The sequence below is a fragment of the Fannyhessea sp. genome (assembly GCF_986145555.1).
This window is the reverse complement of record NZ_CFRCNA010000009.1, coordinates 51,122-61,289: the sequence shown is the minus strand read 5'-3', so window position 1 is coordinate 61,289 and position 10,168 is coordinate 51,122. Positions and strand designations below refer to the sequence as shown.

At 41.4% G+C, this 10,168-nt stretch carries 6 protein-coding genes; all 6 read right to left on the bottom strand.

Annotated elements, in window-relative coordinates; translation table 11 throughout:
* A partial coding sequence (locus AC5GD6_RS03230) for a restriction endonuclease subunit S (protein ID WP_491846222.1) occupies nucleotides 1-1,118 on the bottom strand: 1,118 nt, incomplete at its 3' end.
* Entirely contained in the window at nucleotides 1,115-2,107 is a 993-nt protein-coding gene (gene rhuM / locus AC5GD6_RS03225) for a RhuM family protein (RefSeq protein ID WP_491846221.1), read from the bottom strand. The genes rhuM and AC5GD6_RS03230, both read right to left, overlap by 4 nt.
* Entirely contained in the window at nucleotides 2,104-3,675 is a 1,572-nt protein-coding gene (locus AC5GD6_RS03220; RefSeq protein WP_491846220.1) for a type I restriction-modification system subunit M, read from the bottom strand. Before AC5GD6_RS03220 ends, rhuM begins: the two co-directional genes overlap by 4 nt.
* A gap of 300 nt (nucleotides 3,676-3,975) precedes the next feature.
* Nucleotides 3,976-4,074: a hypothetical protein gene (locus AC5GD6_RS03215; protein ID WP_416432247.1), complete on the bottom strand. Its 99-nt coding sequence runs from the start codon at nucleotides 4,072-4,074 to the stop codon at nucleotides 3,976-3,978.
* Between the two features lie 178 nt (nucleotides 4,075-4,252).
* A complete protein-coding gene (locus AC5GD6_RS03210) occupies nucleotides 4,253-5,260 on the bottom strand; it encodes an ORF6N domain-containing protein (RefSeq protein WP_491846219.1) in 1,008 nt (335 codons plus the stop codon).
* A 446-nt stretch (nucleotides 5,261-5,706) separates the two neighbouring features.
* On the bottom strand, nucleotides 5,707-10,164 hold the full coding sequence (locus tag AC5GD6_RS03205) for a DNA-directed RNA polymerase subunit beta' (protein WP_491846218.1): 4,458 nt from the start codon (nucleotides 10,162-10,164) through the stop codon (nucleotides 5,707-5,709).
* Nucleotides 10,165-10,168 lie beyond the last annotated feature (4 nt).

Sequence of the window (10,168 nt, the reverse complement as noted above, 5' to 3'; positions counted from 1 at the left end):
TCTGTCTGTCTGTCTGTCTGGGCGATTATGTTGCCGGTTTCAGCAAATGTCAATAGTAAATCGCGATAAAAATCATATTGTTTTTGCCTTGCATCAATTTCAGCAGGAAGACCGATGTTGAGGTCAGAGCAGATGGTGTCAAAGTTATCTAAACAAGCTACAACCTTTTTTTGTTTCTCTAATGGCGGTATAAGCAAACTGACTTTGTTTAATACTGTTTGAGTTAGACTTGGAACACCACCTGCGGTATTAAGTGATTCTATATGTTCTTTCTGCAACAAATAATACAGATATTTTGGAACTACTTTTTCTTCATCTATCTCAGTATAGAAAATTGTATCCACATTCCAAAATGGTTCTTCAACATAAAACAAGTTATTCAATGACCCTTTACGTGGAATCAGTACAGTTGGTTTATCATAACAGTATTGATTTACGTGAGTCATTACACCGCCAGAGCCGTAGACAGGATATTCACCTTCAAGTAAATGTTTATAGTCTTTACCATTTTTTATTGTTGCAAATTCAGACAATAACATCTTTTTAGAATCTTCATGGCTATTATTTGAAAGCAATGTGTCTCTATAATATTCATACTGCTTCTGACGAGCTGTAAGCTCCGCTGTAAGCTCCGCTGTAAGTAACGTGAAAGAGTCCAATATACGGACTATTTCACGTTGCACCTCCAACGGAGGTACGGGAATTTTAAACTCTTCGACAATGAAATTGTCGAGAGTCGGAATTCCAGCCTTTCTAACCTTTGACATGAAATAATATTCATTATTCTTCAAATAGTGATATAAGTAACGGTCATCTATCTCATCATTCTTGTCAATACAAAAGCATCCATCCGAAGACCAAAACTCCTTATCTGAATACGCAACTGTTCCAGCGGATGCCCCGACATTGATTATCATTACCATGTTTGCAGGTCTATTGGCTCTACCATAATACCCGAGCGGCTCTATTCCACCATGATATACAGGAATACTATTTTCTTCAGACAATTTATCTTTTGTTAATCGTTTCCCTCTTAATACTTTTGTGAAACTTGATATTTTTTTATATTCCACCCCATCAGGACACAACTCCTGAATCAATTCATCTAATCGGCTCATTCTTCTTCGCCTGCCTTCAGCATCTGATTAACCGCTTTATCGAAGTCAGAAGTAATTTTTTGCGTTTTGTTAAATTCCATATACTCAGCTACAGCCTTTTCTTTCGCCATTCTGCTGGATATTTTCCCTTTGTCATGCAAAATATCGTATTTGCGGAAAGCCAAAAACTCATTTACACTTCCAACAAATTCCTTCATAGTAAACGTATTTTCGCGCTCTATCAAGTCTTCTATATAATCAAAATATCCCGTTACCGCTCGTTCCAAACGGCGTATCTGTTTTTCCTCAAGATAGTTTTTAGCAACTGTAACATCCGATTTTAAAATTCTGCCATCAGGAGCATTTTTCCACGTAGTAAGCCCCATATGTTCTTTGTTTTTGTCGGCTTTGGTATAAACAATTTCTGCCGCAGTCCGTCCTACAATAGCATAATGAAATTTGTTCTGAATCATGGAATAAAAGTCATAGGTAAGCTGTGAATTTTTATCATAGTCGATGCTACATTCTGCAAAAATATCAGTAATCTGTTGCCATATACGACGCTCACTTGCTCGGATAGAGCGAACTCTTTCCAGCAATTCTTTGAAATAGTCGTTACCAAAGGCCGTTTTTCCCTGTTTTAAGCGTTCATCGTCCATGGCAAAACCTTTGAGCATATATTCTTTTAATACGCCTGTTGCCCAAATACGGAAACTAGTTGCACGTCGAGAGTTCACTCGGTAGCCAACTGAAATAATCGTATCAAGGTTGTAAAATGCAACTGGTTGCTTTACTCCATCAACACGCACTTTTTGCGTGTTGTTCTCTCTATTCAATTCGCCTTCATCAAAAACATTATTGATATGTTTTCGAATAGTAGATTCACTTTTGTCAAAAAGAATCGCCATTTGATTTGCTGTTATCCAAATTGATTCATTCTGAATAAATGCATTGACAGAAACATCTTCCTTTGCAGATTTATAAATTAAAAACCGAAATTCGTTACTCATACGCCCACCTCGATTTCTGCAATGATTTCATCAATTGCTTTTCTTAAGGTCTCTTCACGAGCAACGATTTCTTTGATTTCAGCATTCAGCTTTACAATATCGATTTTCTCTCTTGTATCCTCTGCTTCAACATAAGTTGATACAGAAAGGTTGTAATCATTTTTAGAAATCTCATCATAGGTTGCAAGATGCGAGAAATGCTCAATTTCACTGCGGTTAGCAAAACACTCTACAATCTTATCCATATTGTCTTGAGTAAGTTTATTATTGTTCGTAACCTTGATGCATTCATTTGTTGCATCAATAAATAAAGTCCTATTGTCTTTTTTGCCTTTCTTAAGCACCATAATGCAGGTGGCAATTGAAGTTCCAAAGAAAAGGTTAGGGGGTAACTGAATAATGCAGTCTACAAAGTTGTTATCAATAAGATATTTTCGTATTTTCTTTTCAGCTCCGCCACGGTACATAATGCCTGGAAAACATACAATCGCAGCCGTTCCATTTGATGCAAGCCATGAAAGTGAATGCATAATAAATGCAAGGTCAGCTTTGCTTTTTGGCGCAAGAACACCTGCAGGCGCAAAACGAGGATCGTTTATGAGTAATGGATTTTCATCACCAGCCCATTTAATAGAATATGGTGGATTTGAAACGATAAGTTCAAACGGCTCGTCATCCCAGTGCTGCGGAGCTATAAGGGTATCTTCACAAGCAATATTAAATTTATCAAAGTCAATGTCATGTAGGAACATATTGATACGGCAAAGGTTGTAGGTTGTAATATTGATTTCCTGTCCATAGAAACCATTACGAATCTTATCTCTGCCAAGTATTTTTTCGGCTTTTAAAAGTAGCGAACCACTGCCACAAGCTGGGTCATATACCTTATTGATTTCTGTTTTTCCAACTGTACCAAGTCTTGTAAGAAGTTCTGATACTTCAGCAGGAGTAAAAAACTCTCCACCCGATTTACCTGCATTTGATGCATACATTGCCATGAGGTATTCATAGGCATCACCGAATGCATCAATATCGTGATCCTTAACATCTCCAAGATTCATATCAGCCACACCATCAAGAAGCTTGCAGAGCTTTTCGTTTCTCTTTGCAACAGTAGAGCCAAGCTTATTGCTGTTTACATCAAAGTCATCAAAAAGACCTGCAAAGTCGGATTCTGATTCACTGCCTTTAGCAGACTCTTCAATGTGACGGAATACCTTTTCAAGTGTTTCATTAAGGTTTTCATCATCCTTAGCTTCTGCCCTTACATTACAAAAGAGCTCAGAAGGAAGGATAAAGAAACCTTTTTCTCGCACAAGTCCTTCCCTTGCTTCCCCTGCATCGTCATCAGACATCTGCGTGTAATCGAATTCAGTATTGCCGGCTTCAATTTCACCTGCGTTAATATAGTTAGCAATATTTTCAGAAATGTATCTGTAGAACATAGTGCCAAGTACATAGTTCTTAAAGTCCCAACCATCTACAGCACCACGCAGTTCATCTGCGATTGCCCATATAGCACGGTGAAGTTCATCACGTTCCTGTTCCTTCTTATTTTCGATAGCCATGATCTTTTTCCCTTCACTTTAAAATCAAGCCATGCCTCTTCTACATCTGAATAATCAACTATTACGCACACACGCCTGCTCCAGCAAAGCGCGCGCATCAGCTAGCGTAATTCTCGCAATGCTTACAGTCTTTGTATCAGGTTCTATCTTACCATGTGCTCAGGACAATAATTGCATGTACAGCAGCGACTACTTTCCGCGTTACGCTTTTGCGCAAACTTGTCATGTTTCGTCAAAACTTGAATACCAAAACTTAAATACCTAAACTTGAATACCAAAACTTGGATACCTAAAAAACTACTACATTTGGATACTCTCCATTTCTCTAAGCATTATCCTTTTCAGTTTATCTTGCATAGTTTCAGTCGCATTTTCATTAAAATGGACAATAAACCTCATAAGTTACTTTTCCAATCTTCTGTATGGTCTTAGTTCCTGTATTTTGTTCGTTTTTATTTTCGTGCATATAGTTTCCCTCCTGTTAGTTGCAATCAAAAAAAAGACGATAGAGTTTTATTTCTACCGCCTTTCACAAGTCTTATAGCTATTCATTGAATACCACTTTACCATTTACATATTAAATTTTCAAATTTTTATTGTTCAGCATTCCGCCAAACATCGTATGATACATATCCTTAGAAGATTCCTCTATCTTTGTAATACTTGATATTTTATTTCCTGCATCTTTTGATGAAGCTCCGCAAAGATAAAAGTCTTCATTTTCTGTTCCATAGTCAATAGCAATATATCTATCGTGATACCTTTTCCCTGCTACTTTCATCTTAAGATTGATATTAGGGTAATCTTTTCTAAAATCGTTTAGGATATTTTTTGTAAGCATATCCTTGTTTTTCACATTGTCGCTAAAGACTATAATTTCAACATTGTCTTTGGCAGCCCTTAATAATTCTAAGGTTTTCAAGCCTATATAGTTATCTATCACATAAATACTTTTCTTTGCAGACTTATATATTTTGGTATAGGCAACATCTGCTTCAATCTTATCTCCGTTCATTAAAAGGAAATGCTTGTATGTGTCTGGATCTATAAAATTATCCATCACCTTTTTCAAATCTTCTTTTGTAGCTAAAGTACTAATTTTATTGTTTATTGTTGCTATATCCTTTGTATTTTGGTTTGTCTGCACTGCTATTTGTAATAATTCTTTCGAGGTGATAAAGTCTTGGTTTTCAACTATAAAATCTTTCATCTGCTTAAACATTCGTATTAAAGCCTTGCTTTGTTTGACAGCAAGTTCTCCTCTTAATACAGTCATCAGCATATAAATACCTTGTTCTGTAAAGGCATAAGGCATATATCTTCTACCGCCTGAACCTTCATCTGATTTTGAGGTCAAAAATTTTGACCTCAAAAATTCCCATTCATTTTTGGTAAGTTGAAATCTAAAATCTTCATCAAATTTTTCTATGTTATTCTTAACTTGCTGATTAAATGTTTTTGTTTCATATCCATATATTTCAGCAAGTTCAAAGTCAAGCATAACCTTTTGACCTCGTATATAGTAAATCTTGCTTTTCATTGTAGTTTCATCTATCACTACAATTTCTCTGTTTTCTTCCGCCATGAAATGCACCTCCAACATTAGTCCTGTGAGTGGGTGATATTCTCCCCTGGGTATATCTACTTTTTCACTCTCCAATATCTTTGCTATTCGATACGGACCATTGCCTTGCATGGTCATATTGAATAATATTTATCGGGTTATTTCCCAAAAACACTCTTGCCTAAATAGCACACTCGCCTGCTCCAGCAAAGCACATGCATATCATCTAGCGTAATTCTCGTAATGCTTACAGTCTTTGTATCAGGTTCTATCTTACCATGTGTGCTGGACAAGAATTTCATGTCACCGCGCGCTCTTTAAACAAAAAAAACAGCCGACATGTGTCGGCTGTTTTAACTCAAACTTAAACGAGGTTGTTTATTGGCGCATTAACGAGCGCATACGCGCCACGCACCACACGCGCTAACGAGCGCACCACGCGCCGCGCGTACGCGCGATACGCAAACCTACTCGTCTTGTTTATCACTATCCGCGCTGTCTTGCTTCATAACGCTTGAAAGCAAGTCGCCTAAGGAATCAAGATCCTCGTTGATAATATCGCTATCTTCGCTATCATCATGCTCATCGGAATCTGCACCACCAATAAACTCATCTTCGGTAAAGTGATGCGTTGCAGGAGCAGCAGTTCCAAGCATAATGTCGTTATCAGGATCAGGCGAGAACACCATGTTCAACAGCTGCGAAAGATCTTCGCTGTCGGCTTCGTCCTCATCGGGCTCCAAGATATACAGCAAGTTACGCGCCTCAAGACCCTCGCGAAGCTCTTCAATTGCTTTCGCACCAATACCGTCAATACGCAGCAGCTCGTCCTCGGTCTTGCCAATAAGATCGCCCACGGTTTCTATACCAACTTCGCTGAATTTATTTGTCCAGCGTTGCGATACACCAAGGTCGTCAAACAGATAAAGCTTAGCATCCTCGGTAGAAAGCGAGCGGCCGTTCTTAGAGTAAACACCATTGTTGGAGTAATCCTCACCAATCCAGTCAAGCTGCTTGGGGAGCTGCTCTTCAATATCTTTAAGCTCATCGGGTGCCCAATCGGGGAGCGCTTTTGCGTTAGGAGAGGTAGGTCCATCAACAGCTTGACCCTTATACGTAAGCTGAACATCATCATACGCTTTAAGTCCAGTACCTGCAGGAATCTTCTTTCCAGCAATTACGTTAGACTTAAGGTCAAGTAAGTGGTCGGTTTCGCCCTTAATAGCAGACTCGGTTAAGACACCTGCCGTACGGATAAACGACGCGCTCGAAAGCCACGAATCAATTGAGGACGCAACTTTAAGCGTACCCAAAATAACCGCTTCTGCCTCGGGAACTTTACCACCTGCAGCGCTAATGTTTGCAACCGTATTGGCAAATACGTATCTATCAACATACTGACCAAGCAGGTATTGCGAATCGCCCGGATTGGTAATTTGAACACGGCGCAACATCTGACGTGCAATAACCTCGATGTGTTTGTCGTTAAGGTCTACACCTTGTGAGGTATAAACGTCTTTAACCGACTTAACAAAGGTGTGCATGGTTTCTTCGATACCAGTTAAGCTGCGTAAAACTCTAAAGTTAACAAAGCCGCGAGTGATCTGATCACCAGGCTCAACTTCGCAACCATCTTCGATACCAGGCATAAAGCGAACCGACGCAGGAACACGCCACTGTGCAAGAATACGGCTTTCGTCGTCTTTATCGGTAATGCTAATTTGGTACTCGGTTTGCTCGGGCGTAATGTGCAAAATACCACTGAATGCAGCAAGATCGGCTTCGCGTCCCAAAATCTTTTCGTTAACGTTGCCAACAACGTCGAACATACGAGCAACCGTAGGCAAACCTTGCGTAATATCCTCGGCACCTGCAACACCACCAGAGTGAATGGTACGCATCGTAAGCTGGGTACCAGGCTCACCAATGGACTGAGCAGCAATAATACCAACTGAAGTTCCAATGTTTACGGGACGACGTGTAGACAAGTCCCAACCATAGCACTTTTGACAAACACCATAACGAGACTTACAGGTAAGCAGCGCACGAAGCACAACGCTTTTAAGACCAGCGTCAACAAGCTTTTGCAAGTCTTGCTTTGAAGAGATGTAAGAGTCTTTGGCAAACAAAACTTCACCCGTCTGGGGATCACAAATATCTTGCAAAACGCAACGACCCACCAGATCCATATCAACATCGTTTTCGCCCGGCTTAATAAGCTTATAGGTTACGCCGTCTACGGTTTCGCAGTCTTCTTCGCGAACAATAACGTCTTGCGCAACGTCTACCAGCCTACGTGTTAAGTAACCAGAGTCAGAGGTGTGCGATGCCGTATCTACCAAACCTTTACGTGCACCATAGGTAGAAATAAAGTACTCAAGCGGCTCTAGACCCTCGCGGAAGTTTGCTTTAATAGGCAAGTCGATGGTATCACCAGACATATCGGCCATCAAACCACGCATACCAGCAAGCTGACGAAGCTGCGTTTTAGAACCACGAGCTCCCGAATCTGCCATCATGTAAATGGGGTTGTCTTCGTTAAAGCCCTCGAGCATTTCAGAACCCAAGTGCTCGGTGCAGTCGGTCCATACGTTAATTACTTCGCTGTGACGCTCTTTTTCTGACAAGAAGCCGTCTTCGTAGTACTCGTTAATTTGGTCTACTTTACCTTGTGCTTCTTCCAAAAGCTGAGGTTTATCATCTGGAATAATAGCGTCCCAAACAGAAACAGTTAAGCCTGCCTGAGTTGCATAATGGAAGCCCACGTGCTTAATTGCGTCCAAAATGGGCTCTACGCGAGAAAGCGTATAGCGGTCGCAGCAATCGTTAACCAAGGTAGCAATGTCGCCTTTAGCCATCTTAAAGTTCATGTATGGATAGTCGTTGGGCAGGCATTGACGATTAACAATAATGCGTCCAATAGAAGTTTCAAAACGAACAGGATCGCCGCTTAAATCGATTTCTTCAAGCTTGCCACGAGCAGAATACGTGCGGAAATAAGGCTTTCCGTCAACGGTTGCATTTGCATCTGCTGCGGTAAGGCGTACAAAAATGTGTGCTTGAATATCAATACCAGTAAGCGCGTTATAAGACGCCAGTGCATCATCAAAATCTGAGAACACACGACCCTCACCAGCAAGGCCGTCTTTTTGTGTGGTAAGGAAGTACACACCAAAGACCATGTCTTGCGATGGAATATTTAACACTTTACCCGATGCAGGTGAGCGCAAGTTATTGCTTGAAAGCATAAGAACACGCGCCTCGGTTTGTGCCTGCGTAGAAAGTGGCACGTGAACCGACATTTGGTCACCGTCGAAGTCTGCGTTAAACGGAGCACATGCTAATGGATGTAAGTGGATGGCTTTACCTTCTACCAAAACAGGCTCAAATGCCTGAATTGAAAGACGGTGAAGCGTTGGGGCACGGTTAAGCAGTACCAAACGGCCGCGAATAACCTCGTCCAAAATATCCCAAACCATAGCAGAGCCACGGTCGATAGCGCGCTTTGCACCCTTAATATTTTCAGCTTTGTTAAGTTCTACCAAACGGCGCATGACAAAGGGCTTAAAGAGCTCAAGAGCCATAACCGAAGGCAAACCGCATTGGTGAAGCTTAAGACGTGGGTCAACAACGATAACCGAACGACCAGAATAGTCTACACGCTTACCAAGCAAGTTTTGACGGAAACGACCTTGTTTACCTTTAAGCGATTCTGCCAAAGACTTTAAGGGGCGGCCGCCACGACCAGTTACCGGGCGTCCACGACGGCCGTTATCAAACAGTGCGTCTACCGACTCTTGGAGCATACGTTTTTCGTTATTTACAATAATTGCAGGCGCATCAAGGTTAAGCAAACGCTTTAAGCGGTTGTTACGGTTGATGACACGACGATACAAATCGTTTAAGTCAGACGCTGCAAAACGGCCACCGTCGAGCTGTACCATAGGACGTAAATCGGGTGGAATAACAGGGATAACGTCGAGAATCATGTTGGCAGGGTCATTGTTACCCTTCAAAAATGCGTCAACAATTTCCAAACGTTTGACCGCACGCTCGCGACGTTGCTTTTGAGAGTCGTCAGAAGCAATAATCTTACGTAATTCGGTTGCTTCTTTTTCCAGATCAACGCTGTGCAACAAATCGCGGATAGCGCCTGCGCCCATGTCGCCCTTAAAATACATCTTATAGTAACGACGCATTTCAGAGAACAGCGACTCATCAGAAATAAGCTCGCGGCACTCAAGCTGCATAAACTTGGTAAACGCCTCTTTGCGCAAGCGTTTTTCGTCTGCATACTCTTCGCGAAGATCAACAATACCGCGTTCAATTTCTTCGGCAGAAAGCGGCTCTAAATCGCTAAACTCTGGGTCATCGTCTGATGACTCACCTTGCGCACGCAGGCGTGCAATTTCGTCTTCGCACTCTGCATCAAGTTCTTCAAGGTCGGCTTGAAGCTCTTCTTTAAGGTCTTGAGCATCTTGCTCGCGTGCTTCGGTGTCAACTTCGGTAATAACGTAGGACGCAAAGTAAAGAATTTTCTCAAGATCTTTGCTCTTCATGTCCAAAAGGCGGGCAAGAGGAAACGTTGCTGGGCTCTTAAAGTACCAAATGTGCGAAACAGGAGCAGCCAGTTCGATATGACCCATGCGATCACGACGAACCTTTGCGCTGGTAATTTCTACACCACAACGCTCACAAACAATGCCTCTAAAGCGAATGCCTTTATATTTACCGCAGGCACATTCCCAGTCTTTTACAGGACCAAAAATCTTTTCGCAGAAAAGTCCGTCCTTTTCAGGCTTAAGCGTGCGGTAGTTGATTGTTTCGTCTTTCTTGACTTCACCACATGACCAACCGCGAATGTCATCCGCGCTGGCAAGGGAAATCTTGATAGCATCGAAATCTGTGGAATCAAAGTCTGCCACGTTC